At 62.7% G+C, this 20209-nt stretch carries 17 protein-coding genes and 2 tRNA genes; 13 read left to right on the top strand and 6 right to left on the bottom strand.

Translation table 11 applies throughout. From position 1 onward, the window contains the following. The first annotated feature begins 193 nt into the window (after positions 1-193). From AC07P1_RS16755 to AC07P1_RS16735, 5 genes are all read left to right on the top strand, one after another. Positions 194-2398 carry a bifunctional SulP family inorganic anion transporter/carbonic anhydrase gene (locus AC07P1_RS16755; protein WP_494696891.1) on the top strand — a complete coding sequence of 735 codons (2205 nt, stop codon included), beginning with the start codon at positions 194-196 and terminating at the stop codon, positions 2396-2398. Positions 2399-2454: 56 nt separating this feature from the next. Continuing rightward, positions 2455-3027 carry a YceB family lipoprotein gene (locus AC07P1_RS16750; protein ID WP_494696890.1) on the top strand — a complete coding sequence of 191 codons (573 nt, stop codon included), beginning with the start codon at positions 2455-2457 and terminating at the stop codon, positions 3025-3027. 54 nt (positions 3028-3081) lie between these two features. Then, entirely contained in the window at positions 3082-4269 is a 1188-nt protein-coding gene (locus AC07P1_RS16745) for a GAF domain-containing sensor histidine kinase (protein ID WP_494696889.1), read from the top strand. 102 nt (positions 4270-4371) lie between these two features. Next, the gene (locus AC07P1_RS16740; RefSeq protein WP_494696888.1) at positions 4372-4878 is read left to right on the top strand and encodes a DUF6622 family protein; all 507 of its coding nucleotides are present in this window, start codon (positions 4372-4374) and stop codon (positions 4876-4878) included. 93 nt (positions 4879-4971) lie between these two features. Beyond that, complete coding sequence (locus AC07P1_RS16735) at positions 4972-5724, top strand: tetratricopeptide repeat protein (RefSeq protein ID WP_494696887.1); 753 nt, start codon at positions 4972-4974, stop codon at positions 5722-5724. A 159-nt stretch (positions 5725-5883) separates the two neighbouring features. Here AC07P1_RS16735 and AC07P1_RS16730 read toward each other — a convergent pair whose 3' ends face one another. The 3 genes from AC07P1_RS16730 to AC07P1_RS16720 all read right to left on the bottom strand — a co-directional run bounded on the left by AC07P1_RS16730 (position 5884) and on the right by AC07P1_RS16720 (position 7890). Beyond that, positions 5884-6666, bottom strand: coding sequence for a UDP-2,3-diacylglucosamine diphosphatase (locus AC07P1_RS16730; protein WP_494696886.1), 783 nt, complete (start codon positions 6664-6666; stop codon positions 5884-5886). A gap of 28 nt (positions 6667-6694) precedes the next feature. Next, positions 6695-7189 (bottom strand): peptidylprolyl isomerase, encoded by a 495-nt coding sequence (locus AC07P1_RS16725; protein ID WP_494696885.1) that lies wholly within the window; start codon positions 7187-7189, stop codon positions 6695-6697. A gap of 62 nt (positions 7190-7251) precedes the next feature. Then, positions 7252-7890, bottom strand: a complete 639-nt coding sequence (locus tag AC07P1_RS16720) for a peptidylprolyl isomerase (protein ID WP_494696884.1) — start codon at positions 7888-7890, stop codon at positions 7252-7254. A gap of 296 nt (positions 7891-8186) precedes the next feature. Here AC07P1_RS16720 and cysS point away from each other — a divergent pair, with 296 nt between their 5' ends. The 6 genes from cysS (at position 8187) to AC07P1_RS16690 (ending at position 14366) form a co-directional block, all read left to right on the top strand. Beyond that, a complete protein-coding gene (gene cysS / locus AC07P1_RS16715) occupies positions 8187-9578 on the top strand; it encodes a cysteine--tRNA ligase (RefSeq protein ID WP_494696883.1) in 1392 nt (463 codons plus the stop codon). Beyond that, entirely contained in the window at positions 9578-10237 is a 660-nt protein-coding gene (locus AC07P1_RS16710; protein WP_494696882.1) for a DNA-3-methyladenine glycosylase family protein, read from the top strand. Before cysS ends, AC07P1_RS16710 begins: the two co-directional genes overlap by 1 nt. 84 nt (positions 10238-10321) lie before the next feature. Continuing rightward, positions 10322-11296: an acetyl-CoA carboxylase carboxyltransferase subunit alpha gene (locus AC07P1_RS16705; RefSeq protein WP_090321062.1), complete on the top strand. Its 975-nt coding sequence runs from the start codon at positions 10322-10324 to the stop codon at positions 11294-11296. A 61-nt stretch (positions 11297-11357) separates the two neighbouring features. Continuing rightward, entirely contained in the window at positions 11358-12767 is a 1410-nt protein-coding gene (gene tilS, locus AC07P1_RS16700; protein ID WP_494696881.1) for a tRNA lysidine(34) synthetase TilS, read from the top strand. Between the two features lie 144 nt (positions 12768-12911). Further along, positions 12912-14159, top strand: a complete 1248-nt coding sequence (locus tag AC07P1_RS16695; RefSeq protein WP_090321068.1) for an aspartate kinase — start codon at positions 12912-12914, stop codon at positions 14157-14159. A 114-nt stretch (positions 14160-14273) separates the two neighbouring features. Continuing rightward, a tRNA-Ser gene (locus AC07P1_RS16690) sits at positions 14274-14366 on the top strand. Between the two features lie 53 nt (positions 14367-14419). On the opposite strand, the gene AC07P1_RS16685 is transcribed toward AC07P1_RS16690, so the two are convergent. Next, complete coding sequence (locus AC07P1_RS16685; RefSeq protein ID WP_494696880.1) at positions 14420-15193, bottom strand: thioesterase family protein; 774 nt, start codon at positions 15191-15193, stop codon at positions 14420-14422. 234 nt (positions 15194-15427) lie between these two features. On the opposite strand from AC07P1_RS16685, the gene AC07P1_RS16680 reads away from it, so the two are divergent. Both AC07P1_RS16680 and AC07P1_RS16675 read left to right on the top strand, forming a co-directional pair. Then, positions 15428-15520: transfer RNA gene (locus AC07P1_RS16680), tRNA-Ser, on the top strand. 204 nt (positions 15521-15724) lie between these two features. Continuing rightward, on the top strand, positions 15725-16471 hold the full coding sequence (locus AC07P1_RS16675) for a hypothetical protein (RefSeq protein ID WP_494696879.1): 747 nt from the start codon (positions 15725-15727) through the stop codon (positions 16469-16471). On the opposite strand, the gene AC07P1_RS16670 is transcribed toward AC07P1_RS16675, so the two are convergent. Further along, positions 16468-16839, bottom strand: a complete 372-nt coding sequence (locus tag AC07P1_RS16670; protein ID WP_494696878.1) for a hypothetical protein — start codon at positions 16837-16839, stop codon at positions 16468-16470. The genes AC07P1_RS16675 and AC07P1_RS16670 overlap by 4 nt on opposite strands. A gap of 1 nt (position 16840) precedes the next feature. Further along, on the bottom strand, positions 16841-20173 hold the full coding sequence (locus tag AC07P1_RS16665) for an nSTAND1 domain-containing NTPase (RefSeq protein ID WP_494696877.1): 3333 nt from the start codon (positions 20171-20173) through the stop codon (positions 16841-16843). Between the last annotated feature and the right edge of the window lie 36 nt (positions 20174-20209).

Raw genomic sequence — 20209 nt, 5'->3', positions numbered from 1 at the left:
GTCGCGATGAGATATTCCAATTTTCCATACGCCTGCGCAGGCGTCCTGGTAATTGGTAGTGCTGCCTTCGATAACCTTTTGTTTAAATATCTTCCAATTCGATGTCTTCTTGATCATCGGTGGATGATGGCTGGCGCTTGTCTGACTAATCATAGTCATCCGTTTAAATCATTCATCAGCATGGATATTGATTATGAATAAACTTAAGTACGATATACCGGCCGCTATCGTGGTCTTCCTGGTGGCCCTGCCGCTATGCCTGGGCATCGCCCTGGCCTCGGGCGCACCCCTGTTCTCCGGCATCATCTCCGGCATCATCGGGGGCATCGTCGTGGGGATGATCAGTGGCTCGCAGACCAGCGTCAGCGGTCCTGCCGCCGGCCTGGCCGCCGTGGTGCTGGCCTCGATCACCAAGCTCGGAACATTTGAGATCTTGCTGGTGGCGATATTGATCGCGGGGGTTTTGCAGTTGGCGATGGGTATATTCCGCGCCGGCTTCATCGCGAACTATATTCCATCGAATGTGATTAAAGGCCTGCTCGCGGCGATCGGTATTCTATTAATACTTAAGCAGATCCCGCACGCGATCGGCTACGACAAGACCGATGTCGATAATTTCTCCTTCACACAGGGGAATGGTGAAAATACCTTCTCGGCTATTCTCAACGCGTTGAATGTCATTACGCCGGGCGCGCTGATTATATCGTTGCTGTCCGTGCTGATACTGGTCTATTGGGATAAAACGCCATTCAAGCGATTCAAGCTGTTGCCGGCTCCGCTGTTTGTGGTGGCCTTGGGTATTTTGTTGAATGTAATGTTTAATAAGTACATGCCGGCACTCGGCATTGAACAGACCCATCTGGTGGATATTCCACCCATCGATACCAGCAATCTTGGCGCCTATTTACATTTGCCGAACCTTGCCCATTTCGCCAACCGCGACGTCTGGTTCGTCGGTATTACCATCGCCATTGTCGCCTCGCTGGAAACGCTGCTGAATGTGGAAGCGGTCGACAAGGTCGACCCGCACAAGCGTGAAACCCCGCCGAACCGCGAGCTGGTGGCCCAGGGCGTGGGTAACATCTTCGCCGGCCTGCTGGGAGGCTTGCCGGTGACCTCGGTGATCGTGCGCAGCTCGGTTAACGTTCAGTCCGGTAATAAAACCAAGGCGTCCGCTGTATTGCACGGTGTATTCATGCTGGTCAGCGTTGCATTGTTGAGTCCGTTATTGAATCTTATTCCGCTGGCCGCTTTGGCCGCCATCCTCATCACCACCGGCTACAAATTGGCGAAGATATCGTTGTTCCGCGATATGTACCAAAAAGGCTGGTCGCAATTTGTTCCTTTTGTCATTACCGTGTTGGCAATTGTTTTCACCGATTTGCTGATGGGCGTATTGATCGGTTTGGCTGCTGGCGTGTTCTATCTCATGCGCAGCAATTTCCGCAATCCCTTCTCCATAGAACAATATCGCCTGCACATCGGCGAAGTGATCAAGATGGAATTGCCCAATCAGGTATCGTTCTTGAACAAGGCCACGATCAAAACGGCCCTGTGGGAAATTCCGGAGGGCTCGAAAGTGCTGATCAACGCCAGCAATGCCGATTTTATCGACCATGATGTTTTGGAAACTATTAGCGACTACCGGGTGGTGGCCGCCGAGCTCGACGTGCAGCTCAACGTCATCGGCCTGCGTGACAAATACGCGCTGAACGACCCGATCCAATTCGTGCCCGTGCTGGACCAGGAAACTCAGAAAAAGCTGCGTCCTCACGAGGTGCTGCAACTGCTGCGTGATGGCAATGAGCGCTTCAAGGCTGGCCGCTGCTTCGAAAAGTACTACCTGCATCAGGCCGACGCGACCGCTTCCGGCCAGCACCCGATGGCGGTGGTGGTCAACTGCATCGATTCGCGGACGTCGCCGGAGATCATCTTCGATGCCGGCCTGGGTGATTTGCTGACGATCCGTATCGCCGGCAATGTGATCAGCCGGGAAATTATCGGCAGCCTGGAGATCGCGCACAAGCTGGGCGCCAAGCTGATCGTCGTCAAGGGACACTCGTCCTGCGGCGCCATCGGCCTGGCCATGGCGAACGAACATGCGCACAGCATCGGCGCGATCACCGGCAAGATCCAGATGGCGATCCACCAGTGCTCGGGACATGGCGCGGCCGGCAGCAAGGAATTGCGCGATCAGATCGCCCGTCAGAACATCGAGAACTCGCTGGCGGAAGTGATCAACGGCAGCGAGTACCTGCGTGGTTGCATCCAGCGGGGCGAAATGGGTCTGGTCGGCGCCTATCACGATATCGCGGCCAGAACGGTGCAGTTCGGCGATTTGGTCACTGGCGACAAGGTACAGCGCTACCGCTCGTCCGATAGCGATCTCGCCGCCTGAGCCGGGACGCCGCAGGTCGGTCATAATGTCGACGAGTTCATCTCGAAAAGGACAATATGATCGACCTTAAACGCTCCCTGAAGTTTGTCTTTCCGCTGTTGGCGGCCGCGCTCCTGCTGGCCGCCTGCGCCTCCCTGATCGGCCCGCGCGAGGTCGATCTGCCCCAGGAGCGCCTGCAACACAATCTCGACCGAAAATTTCCCATGCGCCAGCGCGTGCTGGGCGTGTTCGAGGTTGAGCTAAGCCATCCCCAACTGGCCATTCTGGCCGAAAACAACCGCGTCGCTTTAAATGTCGACCTGAACGTGACGCCGCTGCTGGCGCGCCAAGCCTGGCGCGGCAATATGACGGTGTCCGGCCGCCTCAACGTCGACAGCGTGCGCAACACCATCTATCTCAGCGAAGCCCACGTCGACCGCTTCGCCATGGACAATATGGACGAGGGAAAACAGGTGCAGCTGGCCAGTGTCGCGAATTTGCTGGGCGATAACGTCGTCAAGGATATCGCGGTGCACACCTTCGACCCGAAAGAGTTGCGCTATGCGGGCGTGCAGTTCGTCTTGACCGGCATCGGCACGCGTCCCGGCGGCCTGGTCGCGAATCTGCAGCCGGCGGAGCAATCGCGCTAGCGTCGCGTTTTTTAGCGGGTAAGATGTCTCACTGCTTACTCAAGGACATACAGCATGCAACAAAAGATCGCCGCCGATATCGCCGTCATCCAGTCGATGGCCGTCGTGCCGACGATACTGGAGACCGTCGCGGCGCTGACCGGCCTGCGGTTTGTATGCGTGGCGCGGGTGACCGCCGATTCCTGGACCACCTGCGCGGTGCTGGACAAGCTCGACTTCGGGTTGAACGTGGGCGACGGGCTCGACGTCACCACCACCATTTGCGAAGAAGTGCGCGACACCCGCAACGCCGTCGTGATCGACCACGTGGCCCGGGACGAGCGCTACCGCGACCATCGCACGCCGCGCATGTACGGCTTCCAGAGTTACTTTTCGATTCCGCTGTTCCGTCCGGACGGCGAGTATTTCGGCACGCTATGCGGGCTCGACCCTGTTCCCAACGAGTTGTCGACGCCCAAAGTCAGCCAGACGCTCGCGTTGTTCGCCCAGCTTATTTCAGCCCAGCTTGAGTGCGAGCGCGAGCTGGCCGAAACGCGCTCGGCGCTGTTGGACGAGCAGGCCAGCGCCGAGCTGCGCGAGCAGTTCATCGCCGTGCTGGGCCACGATTTGCGCACGCCGCTCAGTTCCATCGTCACCGGCGCCGACGTGCTTGGCATGCTCGCGCTGCCGCCCCAGGCCGTCAAAGTGGTTGAGCGCATCCGCCGCAGCGCGATGCGCATCGCCGGCCTGGTCGACGACGTGGTGGATTTCACGCGCGGACGCATGGGTGGCGGCATCGCCATCGAGCTCAAGCTGGAAAACAAGCTGAAAGCAGCCTTCGAGCAAGTCATCGCCGAGTTGCGCGGCGCCCATCCGGGCAGCGAGATCATTGCCGACATGTCGCTGGACGGACCGCTGATGGTGGATGCCGGGCGGATGGCGCAGCTGCTGTCCAACCTGCTCAAGAACGCGCTGGTGCATGGCGACGCCAAGCGTCCGGTGCGGGTGCGCGTCACGCAGCAGGGCGGGGCGCTGGAAATCATCGTCGCCAACCAAGGCCCTGCCATCCCCGCGGAAACCCTTAGCCAGCTGTTCAAGCCCTTCTGGCGCGGCAAGCCGGTCTACGGCGAAAAAGGCCTGGGTCTGGGCTTGTTTATCGTGTCGGAGATCGCGCTATCGCATCATGGCGAACTCGATGTGATTTCTACCGATGACGCGACCTCGTTTATTTTCAGGATGACAGAGACGATTCGCGCCGGCTGACGGCAATTCGCGCCGCCGTCCGGCATTTCGTCGCACCGCGCCGTTCGGGCGCCTGGCCGCAGGCATAGTGGTGACAACTTAACCAGCCCTGCGGAGCACGCCATGATTCAGCAAATTATTTCCCATACCCCTGTCTATGTATGGGCCTTGCTGGCCTTTCTCGTCTATCGCGGCGTGCAGGCCGCCAAGGACCGCAAAGTGTCCCTGTCCAAGCTGTTCATTATCCCGGTGGTGATGTTGCTGATTTCACTGACCGGCATGAACGGTCATGGCCTGCTGGGCGCCGGGGTGTGGGGCGTGTGGCTCAGCGGCATGCTGGCGGCGGTGCTGGTCACCTGGACTGTGGGCAAAGGCGAGATCGTCGTCGATCGCGCCGCCGGCACCGTCCTGCAACGCGGCAGCTGGGCGCCATTGGTGCTGATGATCGCGATTTTCGTCACCAAGTACTCGGTGGCGGTGTTGTCGGTGATGCATCCGGAGTTGCAGCGACAAACGCTGTTTGTCGTCGCCGTGAGCGGTTTGTTCGGGGTGTTCAACGGTGTCTTCATCGGCCGCCTGCTGCGTTACGTCGCCGCCTATGCGCGCGGGCCGGCGGCGGCCTTGGCCTGATTTAGCGAATACTTAAGCGGCCCCGGCCTTCCTTGTGGCCGACGGCAAGAGCTCTTACAATGGGCCGCATCGATGACATTGTTGGGGCGGTCTATGTATATATTTGGTATCGGCATACACGTGCTGGTGGCGGTGTTCTTCGCCATCCACGTGGTCCGCAGCGGTCAGCAGATGTACTGGCTGATGATACTGTTCATGTTTCCCGGTATCGGCAGCGTCGTATATTTTGTTGCTATCTACCTGCCGAATTCGAAGTTGCAGCACGGCGCGCGCAAAGTGGTGACGGTGGCCGCCAAGACGCTCGATCCGGGGCGCGAGTTGCGCGAGGCGCGGCAAGCCTACGAGTACACGCCGACCGCGCAGAACCAGATGCGCCTGGCGAGCGCCCTGCTGGAGGCGGGCGATGCCGACGAGGCCGCGACGACCTATGAAGCCTGTTTGCAGGGGCCGTTTTCCGGGGACCTGGAGATTCGTTTCGGCGCGGCGCGCGCTAACCTGGCATGCGGCAGGGCGCTTGCCGCGGTGACGCATTTGCAAACCATCCGCGCCGCCAACGCCAATTTCAGGCCGGAGCAGGTGTCGTTGCTGCTGGCGCAGTCGCTGGCGGCGGCCGGGCGGCAGGATGAGGCGAGGGCGGAGTTCGATTACGCGTTGAGCCATCACAACAGCTTCACCACCCAGGCCGAATGCGCGATCTGGGCGGCCGGCGTGGGGGACGCGGCCAAGGCCAACCAGCTCGATCAGGAATTGCAGCGCACGATACAGCGCTGGACCAGCCATACGCGCGATTTGAACCAGCCGTTGATACGCCGGTTGAATGCGGCGATGGCGACCTTAAGAAGATGATGATCACGTAGGGCGGATTAGGCGGAACGCCGTAATCGGCCATGCATGCGCCATCGAAACGCATGCATGGCCGATTACGCTTCGCTAATCCGCCCTACGTGTCTCCGTGGTCATTCGGGTAGCCCGTCCCGTGGTCATTCGGGCGGCACGGCTCCGGGGTTATTCCGCGACCGGGGCGCCGCCCAGGTCGTGGCGGGTGATGGCGCCGTTGGCGTCGATCGCGATCCAGCCGCCGCGCGGCGGCGCCGCGTCCGGCTCCCAGTCGGGCAGCACGTAGCGGCGCGTGGCGCCGACCTGGTGCAGGGCGGGGCGGTGCGTGTGACCGTGGATCATCACATCGGTGCCCGTTCGCGTGAACACGTCGTCGATCGCCTGCGGCGTCACATCCATGATCTCGTACGATTTGGCGCCTTGCTCGCTGCGGCTGCTTTCGCGCATGCCGGCGATGATGGCCTTGCGCTGCGCCAGCGGCATCGCCATGAATTGCGCCTGATACGCCGGTTGCCGCACCATCGCCCGGAATTCCATGTACTTCACGTCCTCGGTGCACTGGGCGTCGCCGTGCAACAAGACCAGGCGCTGGCCGCCGATCTCGGTCACATAAGTCTCCGGCAGCAACGTCAACCCGGCGGCCTCGGCAAAGCCGGTGCCCACCAGGAAATCGCGGTTGCCGCCTATCCAGTAGACGCGCGTGCCGCCATCGCTCACGCTGCGCAGCGCGGCAACGACTTGCGCGTGGAAGGGATCGCCGATGTCGTCGTCACCCGCCCAGAATTCGAACAGGTCGCCGAGCAGGTACAACTGTTGCGCGCGCCGCGCATGCCGCTCCAGGAAGTCGAAAAACGCTGCACTGGTGGCGGGATGCGCGGGCTGCAAATGCAGATCGGAGATGAACAGCGCGAGAACGTCGTTCACGCGCTCGCCGGTCTGGTGTTGGCTCATTGAGTCTCGCTGACTTAATTAACTGAAATTAAGCGGCCAGCTCGATGCTTTCGATGACGACGTCTTCCGCCGGCACGTCGGCGAACATGCCGCTGCGGGTGGTTTTGACTTTCTTGATGGCGTCGACGACTTCGGTGCCTTCGATGACTTTACCGAACACGGCGTAGCCCCAGCCATCCTGGCCTGGATAGTCGAGGAAGGAGTTGCCCTTGACGTTGATGAAGAACTGCGCCGAGGCCGAGTGCGGCGCCGAGGTGCGGGCCATGGCCAGGGTGTACGGCTCGTTTTTCAGGCCGTTCTTGCCTTCGTTTTCCACGGTCGCGTCAGCCGGCTTTTGCTTCATGCCCGGCTCGAAACCGCCGCCCTGGATCATGAAACCGTCGATCACGCGGTGGAAGATGGTGTTGTTGTAGTGGCCGGCGTTCATGTAGGCCAGGAAGTTTTCCACGGATTTCGGGGCTTTTTCGTCGTTCAGTTCGACGGTCATTTTGCCCATGTTGGTGGTGATGATTACGTTGGTCATGTTGTTATCCTGTGTGGTGACGGGGTAATAAATAAAGTGTTTTTATGCCGCAGGGCGCTATTTTACAGTTTTGGCTGGATCGGGGTCTTCAAAATCGTCGCGGACTTCACGACAACCGGGATCACCGGGATGTTCTGGAAGATCCCTTTGTCGTCGACCAGCACGCCTTTGATCTTGTCGACCACTTCCTGTCCCTGGATCACCTTGCCGAACACGGTGTAGCCGAAGCCGTCGCGGCCCGGATAGTTCAGCGCCTCGTTATCGGCCACGTTGATGAAGAACTGCGAGGTGGCCGAGTTGGGATCGCCGGTGCGCGCCATCGCCAGCGAATAGGTGACGTTGGTCAAGCCGTTCTGCGACTCGATCGGCACCGGTTTGTTGGTCTTTTTCTGCTTCAGCTTTTCATCGAAGCCGCCGCCCTGGATCATGAAACCGTCGATCACGCGGTGGAAGATGGTGCCTTTATAAAAGCCCGATTTGACGTAGGTGAGGAAATTTTCCACCGACTTCGGCGCCTTCTCGCGATCGAGTTCCACCACGATATCACCCATCGTGGTCTTGATCTCGACCTGCGGCGTGGCGCTGGCGGCAGTCGTGTTGGCTTGCGCGGCCGGCGTGGCCGCCAGCGCGGCGCCGGACAGCGCGACACCCGCGAACATGGTCATCAGTTTGCCGAACAGCGATGTCTGCGATTTGTACATTCTTGCTTCCCCGTATGAATTTTGTTGATGGCGATCGGCCCGACGAGCCAAAATCCTCAGTCATATCGGGCCAATACGATTTTTATCAATGCTATACTTCTCCAATACATTCCATTCTACCCGCTGTCTGGTGGAATGAAATAACGCAACAAGATAACGAAATAACTATACCGAGGGTCTGTCAGTCTCCACGGCATGCGATGAAACACGGTGCGCCCCGCCCATTGGTGCCGCGCCAGGTTCCCGTATTGCCCGGGGCCGACGGGCGCTTCTATAAAAGAATACCCAAGAGTCCGATGAGCAATTTAAAGATTTACAACACGCTGGCGCGTGAAAAGCAGACATTCGTTCCCATCGAAGCCGGCAAGGTCCGCATGTATGTCTGCGGCATGACCGTGTATGACTACTGCCACATCGGCCACGGCCGCATGATGATGGCGTTCGACGTCATGTATCGCTGGCTGCTGGCCTCGGGCTACGAGGTCACCTACGCGCGCAACATCACCGACATCGAAGACAAGATCATCAAGCGCGCGGTGGAAAACGGCGAGACCATCTCGCAACTGACCACCCGTTTCACCAAGTACATGGACGAGGACACGGCCGCCCTCGGCATCCTGCCGCCGACGCTGGTGCCGCGCGCGACCGCCTATGTGCCGCAAATGCTGGCGCTGATTGAGAAGCTGGAAAGCAAGGACCTGGCCTATCAGGGCACCGACGGCGACGTTAATTACGCGGTGCGCAACTTCCCCAACTATGGCCGCCTGTCGGGCAAGTCGCTCGACGATCTGCGCGCCGGCGAGCGCGTCGACGTCAACACCGGCAAGCGCGATCCGCTCGATTTCGTGTTGTGGAAGGCGTCCAAGGAATCGGAGCCGGAAGAGGTCAAATGGGACTCGAAATGGGGCAAGGGCCGTCCGGGCTGGCACATCGAGTGCTCGGCGATGTGCTCGGCGCTGCTCGGCGAACACTTCGACATCCATGGCGGCGGCGCCGACCTGCAGTTCCCGCACCACGAGAACGAGATCGCCCAGTCAGAAGGCGCATTCGGCCACGCCATGGTCAACTACTGGGTGCACAACGGCTTCGTGCGCGTCGATAATGAAAAGATGTCCAAATCGCTGGGCAACTTCTTCACGATCCGCGATGTGCTGAAGAAGTACGACGCCGAGGTGATCCGCTTCTTCATCATGCGCGCCCACTATCGCAGCCCGCTGAACTATTCGGACGCGCACCTGGACGACGCCCGCGCCGCGCTGAGCCGCCTGTACACCGCGCTCGACGGCGTCGACGGCGACGGCGCGCCGCTGGACTGGACCGAAGCCCACGCCGCGCGCTTCGCCGAATCGATGGACGACGACTTCAACACGCCGCTGGCCATCGCCGTGCTGTTCGATCTGGCGAGCGAACTGAACAAATCGAAATCGCCCGCCGTGGCGCGTCAGCTCAAGGGCCTGGCCGATGTGCTGGGCCTGCTCGGACGCACGCCGCAGCAGTTTAGGCAGGCGGCCGTCGGTGACGCCGACACCAGCGGCGACGCCGCCATCGACGCCGCCATCGCCCGCCGCATCGAAGCGAAAAAGGCGCGCAACTTCGCCGAATCGGACAAGATCCGCGCCGATCTGCTGGCCGCCGGCATCATCCTCGAAGACAAGCCCGACGGCACCACCAACTGGCGCCGCGCATAATGGTCACCGCCAAGGATAACGAGGGCGGAGCCGGCCCGGTATCGGCCGTTCCGCCGTACTGGGAAGAAGCCAAGATCGAGCTCATGAAGCGTGACCGCATCATGAAAAAGCTGATCCCGCAATTTGGCGACCTGCACCTGGTCGGCCATGACGACCCGTTCACCACCTTGGCGCGTTCCATCGTCGGCCAGCAAGTCACGCCCAAGGTGGCCGACGCCGCCTGGCATAAGCTGCTGCTGGCCTGTCCCAAATGCACGCCCGCGCAGGTCGTCAAGGCCGGCGCCGAACAGCTGGCGGCCTGCGGCCTGTCCAAGCGCAAGACCGAATACATCCTCGACCTGGCCGACCACTTCAAGAACAAGCGCGTCCACAGCGCCCAATGGGGCCAGATGGACGACGAGGCCGTCATCGCCGAACTGGTGCAGATACGCGGCATCGGCCGCTGGACGGCCGAGATGTTTTTGATCTTCAATCTGCTGCGCCCCAACGTGCTGCCGCTGGACGACCCCGGTCTGATCCAGGGCATCAGCCAAAATTATTTCTCAGGCGAACCAGTCTCGCGCAGCGACGCGCGCGAGGTCTCGGCCAATTGGGAGCCGTGGAGAACCGTCGCGACATGGTACTTATGGCGTAGTTTGGACCCGGTTGCTGTAGAATAATCACTCTAATCGCTGCGCGAGGCCTTTTTGTGCGCGTCACAAGATGGCAACCGAGCCGCAGCTGAGAATAAACTCGGAGGTACAATGACCAAAACGACTTTCCTCAATTTTGAGCAACCGATTGCCGAACTCGATGGCAAAATCGAAGAACTACGATTCGTCCAGGATGATTCGGCCGTCGATATCTCGGAGGAGATCGACCGCCTGGCCAAGAAGAGCCAGCAACTGACCAAGGACATCTACGCAAAGCTGACCCCTTGGCAGGTCGCGCAAATCGCGCGTCACCCACAGCGTCCGTACACCATGGACTATGTGAATGAAATCTTCACCGACTTCCACGAACTGCACGGCGACCGCACCTACGCCGACGACCTGTCGGTCGTGGGCGGGCTGGCGCGCTTCAACGGCCAGGCTTGCATGGTCATCGGCCACCAGAAGGGCCGCGACACCAAGGAACGCGCGATGCGCAACTTCGGCATGCCGAAGCCGGAAGGCTACCGCAAGGCCATGCGCCTGATGAAGCTGGCCGAGAAATTCGGCATCCCGATCTTCACCTTCGTCGACACCCCGGGCGCCTTCCCCGGCATCGACGCCGAAGAGCGCGGCCAGTCCGAAGCGATCGGCCACAACTTGTACGTCATGGCCGAACTGAAAGTGCCGCTGATCGCCACCATCATCGGCGAGGGCGGCTCCGGCGGCGCGCTGGCGATCGCCGTCGGCGACGTCGTGCTGATGCTGCAATACTCGACCTACTCGGTGATCTCGCCGGAAGGTTGCGCCTCGATCCTGTGGAAGACCTCCGAGCGCGCGGCCGACGCCGCCGAAGCGCTGGGCCTGACCGCGCACCGCCTCAAGGCCATCGGCCTGATCGACAAGATCGTCAGCGAACCGCTGGGCGGCGCCCACCGCGATCCGAAGCAGATGGCGACCTTGCTCAAGCGCGCGCTGGCCGACTCGCTGCGCCAGTTCCACGGCATGAAAACCAAGGACCTGCTGGAAGCGCGCCACGAAAAGCTGATGAGCTACGGCAAGTTCAAAGAAACCACGCCGCAGGAATAAACCAGCCGGCATAGACACCAACCGGGAGCGCTGCTCCCGGTTTTGCATTTTGGAGCAGCACTTGAAGAAGCAGCAAATCCCGACCCTGTCCCATATCTTCGAACAAGCAGCCGACGCCGCGTTGACGCGCGTTGGTTCGGGGCAGGGCGGCCGCATCGCCATCGCCCTCAGCGGCGGCCTGGACTCGTCCGCGCTGCTGCACCTGGCGCACGCCTACGCGCAGGCGCACGGCGTCGCCTTGTACGCCTTCCACATTCACCACGGCCTCAGCCCCAACGCCGACGCCTGGCAGGCACACTGCGAACAAGCCTGCGCCGCGCTCGGCGTCACCTTCGAGGCGCGGCGGGTCGAACTGGTGCGCAAGGAAAAGACCGGCACCGAGGAAGCGGCCCGCAAATCGCGTTACGCCGCGCTGGGCGCGCTGTGCCGCGAGCACGGCGTCCAGCTGCTGTTCACCGCCCACCACCAGGACGACCAGGCCGAAACCGTTCTGCTGCAACTGCTGCGCGGCTCCGGCACCGCCGGCCTGTCCGGCATGGACGCCGCCAACGCCGCGCCGGACCTGCTGGCCAATCCGGACCTCGTCATGGTGCGCCCGCTGCTGCCGGCCTCGCGCAAGCAACTGGCCGCCTACGTCGCCGGGCACGGCATCAGCCACATCGACGACGAATCGAACGACGACCCGCGCTTCGCCCGCAACGCGCTGCGCCACAAGGTCATGCCGGCGCTGGCCGACGCCTTCCCCGGCTTCCAGGAACGCTTCGCCCGCAGCGCCCAGCACGCGCAATCGGCGCAGCGGCTGCTCACCGAGCTGGCGCAGCAGGACCTGGCGATGTGCCTGGACGGCGACTGCATCGTCATCGCCAAACTGAGGACGTTGAGCACCGACCGCAGCTACAACCTGCTGCGTTACTGGTTCGGTACGCGCGACCTGCGCATGCCCAGCGCCGCGTGGCTTTCCGAAATGCTCACGCAGCTGCTGGAGGCGCGCGACGGCGCCCAGCTGCTGGTCACGCACCCGGACTGCCACGTGCGCCGCCACCGCGACCGCCTGCACCTGACGCCCAAGCTGGCCGATCTGGAAGGCACGCGCGAGGACGAATTCGACCAGACCCCGGGCACCTCCTTCGCCTGGAATGGCGAGAGCGAGATGGCGTTCCCGGCCTACGGCGGCGTGCTGCACTTCGATGTCGCCGACGCCGGCGCCGGGCTGGACCCGGAATGGCTGCGCGGGCAAAAGCTGGTGATCGAATTCCGCAAGGGCGGCGAGCGGCTCAAGCCGGCGCACAACCGCCCGACGCGCGGCTTGAAGTACCACTACCAGGCGCTGGGCATTCCGGCCTGGGAGCGCGGCCGTCTGCCGCTGGTGCGGGCCGACAAGCAGATGCTGTTCGCCGCCGGCATCGGCATGGATTGCAACCAGTTGGGCGAGGGGGCGGGGCGGGTCACCCTGCGTTGGCAAGCGGCATAAAAAATTTCCTTGCATTCGCCGAATTTTGTATGTGTATATGCCTATACGGTATGACTTTATGAGCTTTTTGACTTGTTATTTTGCACTGCGGCATGTAGAGTTAAGGGTTCCATTTACCTTTATTTGAGCGGAAACCTCACTGTTATGGCTTTAATCGTGCACAAATACGGCGGTACGTCGATGGGTTCGACGGACCGTATCAAGAACGTCGCGCGGCGTGTCGCCAAGTGGCATGACGCCGGGCACCGCATCGTCGTCGTGCCATCGGCCATGTCCGGCGAGACCAACCGCCTGATCGGCCTGGCCAAGGAAATCCAGGCGCAACCGGACCCGCGCGAGCTGGACATGATCGCCTCGACCGGCGAGCAAGTCTCGGTCGGCCTGCTGTCGATGGCCCTGCTGGCGATCGGCAAGAAAGCCGTCTCCTACGCCGGCTGGCAAGTCGCGATTAAAACCGATTCCGCTTTCACCAAGGCCCGCATCCAATCGATCGACAACGAAAAGGTCAACCGCGACCTGGACGACGGCAAGATCGTCATCATCACCGGCTTCCAGGGCGTTGACGACAACGGCAACATCTCGACCCTGGGCCGTGGCGGCTCGGACACCTCGGCCGTGGCCATCGCCGCCGCCATGAAGGCGGCCGAATGCCTGATCTTCACCGACGTCGACGGCGTCTACACGACCGACCCGCGCGTCGTTTCGGAAGCGCGCCGCCTGAAGGCGATCACGTTCGAAGAGATGCTGGAACTGGCGTCGCTGGGCTCGAAAGTGCTGCAGACCCGTTCGGTGGAATTCGCCGGCAACTACCGCGTGCCGACCCGCGTGCTGTCGTCGCTGACCGATCCGTTGCTGGATATCGAAGAAGAAGCCAACTCTGGCACCCTGATTTCGTTTGAGGAAGATACAAACATGGAACAAGCAGTCATCTCCGGGATCGCGTTCAACCGCGACGAGGCCAAAATCACCGTGCTGGGCGTGCCGGACCGTCCTGGCGTCGCGTACCACATCCTGGGACCGGTGGCCGACGCCAACATCGAGGTCGACATGATCATACAGAATCAGTCGGTCGACGGTAAAACGGATTTCACCTTCACGGTTTCGCGCAACGACTACCAGCGCGCGGTTGATGTGCTGACCGGCACCCAGGCGGAGTTGGGCGCGGCCAGCATCACCGGCGACGCCAAAGTGTCGAAGATCTCGGTCGTTGGCGTGGGCATGCGCAGCCATGTCGGCGTGGCCTCGCAGATGTTCCGCACCTTGTCGGAAGAGGGCATCAACATCCTGATGATCTCGACCTCGGAGATCAAGATCTCGGTGCTGATCGACGAAAAGTACATGGAACTGGCCGTGCGCGCGCTGCATAAAGCGTTCGAACTGGAAAAGGCTTAATTTTTTCGAAAAAAATGGTCTGGTTTCCTTGACCAGATCAATCCCGGTCTATACCATGGCGGTCGTCTGCTCTGGTGAAGTTTGGCCGGTCGGACAAGGTTGAGCAATCAACTGGGAGACGTGGCCGAGTGGCCGAAGGCACATCCCTGCTAAGGATGCATACGGCTTATACCTGTATCGTGGGTTCGAATCCCACCGTCTCCGCCAGAATCAGAAAAAAAGCCCCGGCAACGGGGCTTTTTTTCGTCCATGCCATCGGCTTAACCGATGTTGGGGCGTATTGTCAGAATTTGGGCCAGCGTGCCGATCGGCCCCGTTTCATCATAAATGGTCGAGCTGGTCAGGCCCAGTCCATCAACGCCAAACGACACCGACGTGTCAAAGCCCAGCCATTCCCCGCGCGGCGCCGCGAACAGGTGCGCCGTCAGGTCCAGGTTGGGGAAGGCCACGGCGGTCGGCGCGGCGCGCACGGCCATGCCGTTGGCGATATCAAACAACGACGCGGCGCGGGCGAGGGGGCTGACCGCTTCGTCGTCAAGCAGCGGCTGGCGGGCGCGTGCCCAATACGCCGCCCGGCCGGGTTCCTCGGACGCGCGATGCACGTCGATGGTGGCGATAAAGCCTCCCGGCCAGACTGTGGAGGGATCCCATCGCGGCATCGCGTCGGGACCGGGTATTGGGCGAAGGGCGTTCCCGGCGATAGCGCCCGTATCGTTCGGTTTAACCAGCCAGGCGCGGGCCCGTAGCGCCGGGCGCCCGTTGTGCAGCAGGGTCGCCTCCACCAGTTCGATGGTACGGCCCGAGCGCAGTGACTGCACTTCGGTCTGTACCTCCCCGATCGGGATCACGCCGAGAATGTCGAACGCCAGGCGGCCGATTTTGAATCCATTGCCGCGCCGTGCGCAGTCCAGTTCGATGACATGGGTGAGCAGCCCCATCGGCGCCGCGATGTGTTGTTCGTGTACGCTCCAGGCTCCGCCGGTGTGCTCGGTGGCGAGAAAGTTAGTATCGCTGAGGCGGGTGAAGTAGGCCATGTCGGGTATCCGTTTCAAATGCGATCGACGATGGCCGCATGATTGATTAAATCGCTATCATAAGCCAAGGTTGTCAAAGCGGGAAAACGGCGGTCGGCGCGTGGCGTCGGCATGGCAAGCGCTCGGCGTCACATTTGTGGGGCGTACCCTTGACCAAGTGGCTACCGATCTATATCATAACTCGCGTCCACATTGCTGCTTTACGGCAAGTGGTCATAGTTGAGCGATCGACTAGGAGACGTGGCCGAGTGGCCGAAGGCACATCCCTGCTAAGGATGCATACGGCTTATACCTGTATCGTGGGTTCGAATCCCACCGTCTCCGCCAGAATCAAATAAAAAAGCCTCCCCTGCGGGAGGTTTTTTTATTTGTCTGAACGGAACTGCGCCGAGGCAATCCGCCTCGCTTCCGCCCCTTTCCCTACCCGTTCGCCGTCCGTAAGATAAACGTAAGGCAATCATATCGGTCCGCCAATAGAGTTCAGTCCGCAGGGAGCGCGTTGCGGAACGCGTCCCGTCCACGGAGGCAGACATGAATGCTCGGTTTGACATGACGAACCACGACAACGTCCCGGCGCCGCTCGCCGATTGCCTGCGCAATGCCGCGGCGTCGATACTGCGCGGTCCAACCTTTGCCAAAGCGCCGCGCATGCGGCAACTGCTAGCCTTCCTGATCGACGCCGAACTGACTGGCAGCGCCGGCCAACTGAGCGAGTACGCCATCGGCCTGGCGGTGTTCCGGCGCGACCCGCGCGTCTACGACACCACGCTCGACCCCGTCGTGCGCGTTCAAACGGGTCGGCTGCGGGAGCGCCTGGCCGCCCACTACCGCGCCGCCGGTGCGCCGGACGGCCTGGAAATCTCGATTCCAAACGGCGGTTACGCGCCGCGTATCGCCGCGCCGGCCATTGCCCCCGGTCTCGGCGTGCGGCTGCAACTGGCGCCGCTGCGCGACCTCAGTCGGGTGCGGGGTAGCGATGCCTTCGTGTGGGGATTGGATGACGAGCTGGGCTCCAGGCTGTACCGCGCATTCGGCGAGGCCATCATGCTGGGCGGTAGCGATGCCGGCGCCGGTGTGGCGGATTACCGGCTGGAGGGTGGGATTCGGGTCGAAGGGCGCCGCGTGCGCGCCTGCGTGCGGCTGGTGGACGGGGGCGCCGGGCAGGTCGCCTGGATGTCGCAGTTTGACGGCGACGGCGACCTGGGCATGGCGCTGCAGGAGGAGCTCGCAGGCGCCATCTGTGACGGCCTGCGGCGCCACTTTTATGGGATGGCTTAGGAGCGTACGTTGGTCTCCTGTGGATCGTACTGGAATGTGACTCCGTTGTTTGCGAAATTCAGGTAGTACTGGTATCTATCCATCTGTTCATAGGGATCGATGACCAACAGCGACAGGTTATTGGGGCCTGCCAAGGGGGTCAGAGTGGGGCTGCCCGGAACCACCGGGCTGCTTCCCGTGATGGTCCAGCCGGCCTTGCTTGTCGTGTAGTCTAGAACGAACAAGCAATCAGTGGGACAGGTGATTTGCAATCTGATCCACTTATTCGTCACCGGTTTCTTGGTTGCGTCGTCGAAGTAGGTAAATTTGACCTCGTGGCCTGGGCCGATCGACACCAGGACTGGGTACTGCGCTGCAGTAGTAGGCATGTTATTCCTTAATTGTGGGAGGGAGGGATTGCAGATAGGCCCGGTCGAGATAGCCGATTTGCCGGAGGCGGGCGGCGGCCAGCAGCATCGCCGGCCGGTCGCCCAAACAAGTGTTGACTTTGCTCCACAGTTCGAGCACCTGGTAGTCGCGCGAGGCGGTGGCTTCGTCCTTGAGCATGCCATGAATCTGTTGGCAAATAGATATTGCCAACTTGTTGTCGCCTTGACTTCTTTGTAACGACGACGATAACAGCTGCGCTTCGGCCAGCGCGAGCCGGCCGTTCAAATTGCCTGGATTGCTGTCATGCAGCGACTTCAATGTCGCCACCGACACCTGGAGTTCCTGCCCGGCGGCGGCGCCTTGCCGCGCGGCCATCAGCGTGGCGGCGAGCTGGGTGCGGGCGATGGCCGCTCGGCGCGCCCACAACACGTTCTTCGGATCGAGCAGCGTCATCTCATGCAAGGTGCGTTGCACGGCCGCCAGCTGCGATGCCACCCGGGCCGGCGGCGCCGTACGCGCCAGCAGCCACAGCCTTTCCCGCTCGAAGTTCGCCTGCTCGACTCGCCACTGGCGGTGCTCGGGATCGTTCTCCAGGATGTCCGTGTACAACCGCTTCACCTGCCCGTAGTCGCGCAACGCATCAGCGTCCATGCCCAGGGCTATGCTGATGAGCGCGCGATGTTGCAGGGCCACGGCGTGGCGGTGGGCCCACAGCGCCTCCTCGGGCGCGCCCTCGGTCAGCCGCAGCACCAGCCGCATTTCGTCGGCGTACAGTTGGCGCGCCTCTTCGAGCCGCCCCAGCGACTGCGTGGCCGACGCCAGCCACGAATAGCTGTCGGCCAGCTCGGCGAGCACGGTGCGCGACGACGGCTCGCGCAGCAGCGCGCGCTGCTTGAGCGCGATCGACGCCAGAAATTGCGGTACCGCCAGATCGGCCCGGCCGCGCAGCAGCGCCAGATTGCCCAGGTTGTTGTGGGCGTAGGAGCGCTCCACCCACCACTCGGTGTTGTCCGGGTCGCGTTCGTACAGCAGCTCGGAAAAGCGCAGGTAGTCGCGCCAGGCGTCTTCGGCCGCCTGCAAGTGGTTGCGGTCCTTGTGCAGCTGGCCGATCCAATAGGCGTTGGCGCCCAGGTTTTTCAACACCTGGAGGTCGCCGGGCGCCTGCCGGCGCTGGCGCATCAGGATCGCGTTGGCCTGGTTGAGCGCGTCGATGGCGCCGGGCGAGTCGCCGCGCGAGCGGCGGATCTCGCCGATCATCTGCAACCCTTTGGCGCGCAAGGTCAGCGCCGACGCGTTGAGGTCGTCGTTGCTGGTGCCGCGCAGATACTGCAGCGCCTTGCCGCTGACGCTGTCGAGGAAATCGAGCCTGCCGAGCGGCCGCAGCTTGTCGGCCAGGTCGCCCAGCATGAAATCGACCAGGCCTTCGGCCTGTTCGCGGCGCGACTCGGCCGAGCGTTTGGCCGACAGCGCGCTCAGGCCCAGCAGCGAGGCCAGCAGCGCGAGCGCCACGATCAGCGTCATCGCCGCCAGGCGCAAGCGGTCGCGCTGGCGGACCCGCCGCGCCGACGCGACGATGCATTCGACCTCGGTGTCGGTGAGCGTGACCACGCCGCCGTGGCGCAGCAGCTCGGCCTCGGCCAACAGCGTGCCCTTGGGCAGCAGCAAATCGCCGGGACGGCCCTCGTCGTGCCAGCGCCGCGCGTGCTGGGCCAGGCGGCCGCGCGCGCGCAGGGCGTCGCGGTGGGTCTCGATCCAGTCGCTCATGCGCGGCCAACGCCGCAGGATGGCCTCGTGGGCGATGCCGAAGACCGGCGTGCCGGCCACCAGGTCGCTGACGAACAGGCGCGCCTCGACCAGCGCCTCGACCGCCTGCCGCGCCGCCGCGTGGGGCAGCGCGGTCCACGCGGCCCGCTGGCTGCCCAACTGCTCGTCGTCGTTCGACAGCACCACCACCTGCGCCATGATGTGGGGCAGGGCGTCGCGCTGCGCCGCCGTCAGGCCCAGCACGACCTGCTCGGCGCGTTGCCCGATCGCGCCCTCGAGTTCGCCCAGCTGGCGGAACGCCTCAAAGCTCAGTTCGCCCGTGACGGTGCGCAGCCGGTACAGCTCCTGCAGGCAGTATTGCAGCATCGGCAGCGCGTCGGGGCTGTTGGCGGCGCTTTCGCACAGCACGTCGTCGAGCCGGGCGTGGGTGTGCGGATCGACGCCAAAGCTGAGCGCGGCGGCGGCGGCCGGGGCGCGGATGATGTCCGGAATATCGTTAAAGCCCGGCGGCGCGAGGTCGAAGTGGCCGCCGAGGCGCCGCGCTTCGCTCAGCAGTGGAATCTTGGCGATGCTCGGATAGTAATCGTTGCGGCAGGCGACCACCACCAGCATGGCCGGACTGCGCGCCAGCTGTTCGAGCGCGTGCATGAAGGCGCCGCGCGCGGGCTCGTCGATGCGCGCCGTGTTGAACAGCACTTCGAAGCGGTCGATGAACAGCGCGAACCGCAGGCCCGGCCGCGCGCGGGCGTGTGGCGCCAGCACGGCCGCCAGTTCGGCCACCACGCTCTCGCAGCCGTGCCCGAGCCGCGCGCCCAGCGACAGCGCGTTTTCGCCGGGGAACGCCAACTGCTCGCCCCATTCCAGGTCGAGCAAGGCGCCGGCCAGCGCGGTCGGCAGTGTTTGCCCGCCCAGGTCGATCAAGTCCAGCGTGGTGGTGGCCAGCAGCGCCAGTTCGCCGGTGGCGCGCGCCGGCGCCAGGCCGGCCAGCAGACCGGCCTGGATCAGCGAGGTCTTGCCCGACCCGCTGGGACCGAGCACCAGCGTGAGCGAGAGCCCGCCGCGCGCCTGCGCCTGGACGGTACGCGTCAGCTGGCGGGTGGCGTCGTCGCGGCCGAAAAACACCGCCGCGTGGGCCTGGTCGAAGGCCAGCAGCCCACGAAACGGCGTACCGTGTTCCCAGTTGCCGGGACGTTTGTCGCCGTCGGCGAAGAAATCGAGTGGCGCCACCGTGCGGTAACCGCGCTTGCGGATGGTGGCGATGTAGGTGGGCGCGCCGGCGTTGTCGCCGAGAAGGCGGCGCAGGTGGGCGATGTTCTTGTGCACCGAGCTGTCGCCGTGGAAGGCGCCGCCCCAGCAGCGCTCCAGCAGGTCCTCGCTGCTGACGATGTCCCCGCCGGCGGTGCACAGGGCCAGCAGCACCTCCATCGTGCGCGGCTCCATCTGGCGCCGCTCGCGCACATTGGAGATCGCGTTCAGGGACGGCTCGACCAGCCAGTCGCCAAAGCGGAACTTCGCCGTCGCGCTGGGCGACGGCGGATGGGATGCGGCTTGGACGCTCGGCTGTGGCATGGCGGGTTTTGAGAATACTAATCTTAGCATTTTAGT

It is taken from the genome of Duganella sp. GW821-FHT07F09 (genome assembly GCF_059418705.1).
The sequence above is the reverse complement of the archived record's forward strand: the minus strand, read 5'-3'. Positions and strand labels throughout refer to the sequence as shown.

What these genes read in the sequence shown, in the direction of transcription:
- AC07P1_RS16675 (WP_494696879.1), top strand. Translation starts at nt 15,725, where the DNA reads ATGAATGCTCGGTTTGACATGACGAACCACGACAACGTCCCGGCGCCG.
- AC07P1_RS16740 (WP_494696888.1), top strand. Translation starts at nt 4,372, where the DNA reads ATGATTCAGCAAATTATTTCCCATACCCCTGTCTATGTATGGGCCTTG.
- AC07P1_RS16665 (WP_494696877.1), bottom strand. Translation starts at nt 20,173, where the DNA reads ATGCCACAGCCGAGCGTCCAAGCCGCATCCCATCCGCCGTCGCCCAGC.
- AC07P1_RS16705 (WP_090321062.1), top strand. Translation starts at nt 10,322, where the DNA reads ATGACCAAAACGACTTTCCTCAATTTTGAGCAACCGATTGCCGAACTC.
- cysS (WP_494696883.1), top strand. Translation starts at nt 8,187, where the DNA reads ATGAGCAATTTAAAGATTTACAACACGCTGGCGCGTGAAAAGCAGACA.
- AC07P1_RS16720 (WP_494696884.1), bottom strand. Translation starts at nt 7,890, where the DNA reads ATGTACAAATCGCAGACATCGCTGTTCGGCAAACTGATGACCATGTTC.
- AC07P1_RS16730 (WP_494696886.1), bottom strand. Translation starts at nt 6,666, where the DNA reads ATGAGCCAACACCAGACCGGCGAGCGCGTGAACGACGTTCTCGCGCTG.
- AC07P1_RS16735 (WP_494696887.1), top strand. Translation starts at nt 4,972, where the DNA reads ATGTATATATTTGGTATCGGCATACACGTGCTGGTGGCGGTGTTCTTC.
- AC07P1_RS16745 (WP_494696889.1), top strand. Translation starts at nt 3,082, where the DNA reads ATGCAACAAAAGATCGCCGCCGATATCGCCGTCATCCAGTCGATGGCC.
- AC07P1_RS16725 (WP_494696885.1), bottom strand. Translation starts at nt 7,189, where the DNA reads ATGACCAACGTAATCATCACCACCAACATGGGCAAAATGACCGTCGAA.
- AC07P1_RS16695 (WP_090321068.1), top strand. Translation starts at nt 12,912, where the DNA reads ATGGCTTTAATCGTGCACAAATACGGCGGTACGTCGATGGGTTCGACG.
- AC07P1_RS16750 (WP_494696890.1), top strand. Translation starts at nt 2,455, where the DNA reads ATGATCGACCTTAAACGCTCCCTGAAGTTTGTCTTTCCGCTGTTGGCG.
- AC07P1_RS16670 (WP_494696878.1), bottom strand. Translation starts at nt 16,839, where the DNA reads ATGCCTACTACTGCAGCGCAGTACCCAGTCCTGGTGTCGATCGGCCCA.
- AC07P1_RS16710 (WP_494696882.1), top strand. Translation starts at nt 9,578, where the DNA reads ATGGTCACCGCCAAGGATAACGAGGGCGGAGCCGGCCCGGTATCGGCC.
- AC07P1_RS16685 (WP_494696880.1), bottom strand. Translation starts at nt 15,193, where the DNA reads ATGGCCTACTTCACCCGCCTCAGCGATACTAACTTTCTCGCCACCGAG.
- AC07P1_RS16755 (WP_494696891.1), top strand. Translation starts at nt 194, where the DNA reads ATGAATAAACTTAAGTACGATATACCGGCCGCTATCGTGGTCTTCCTG.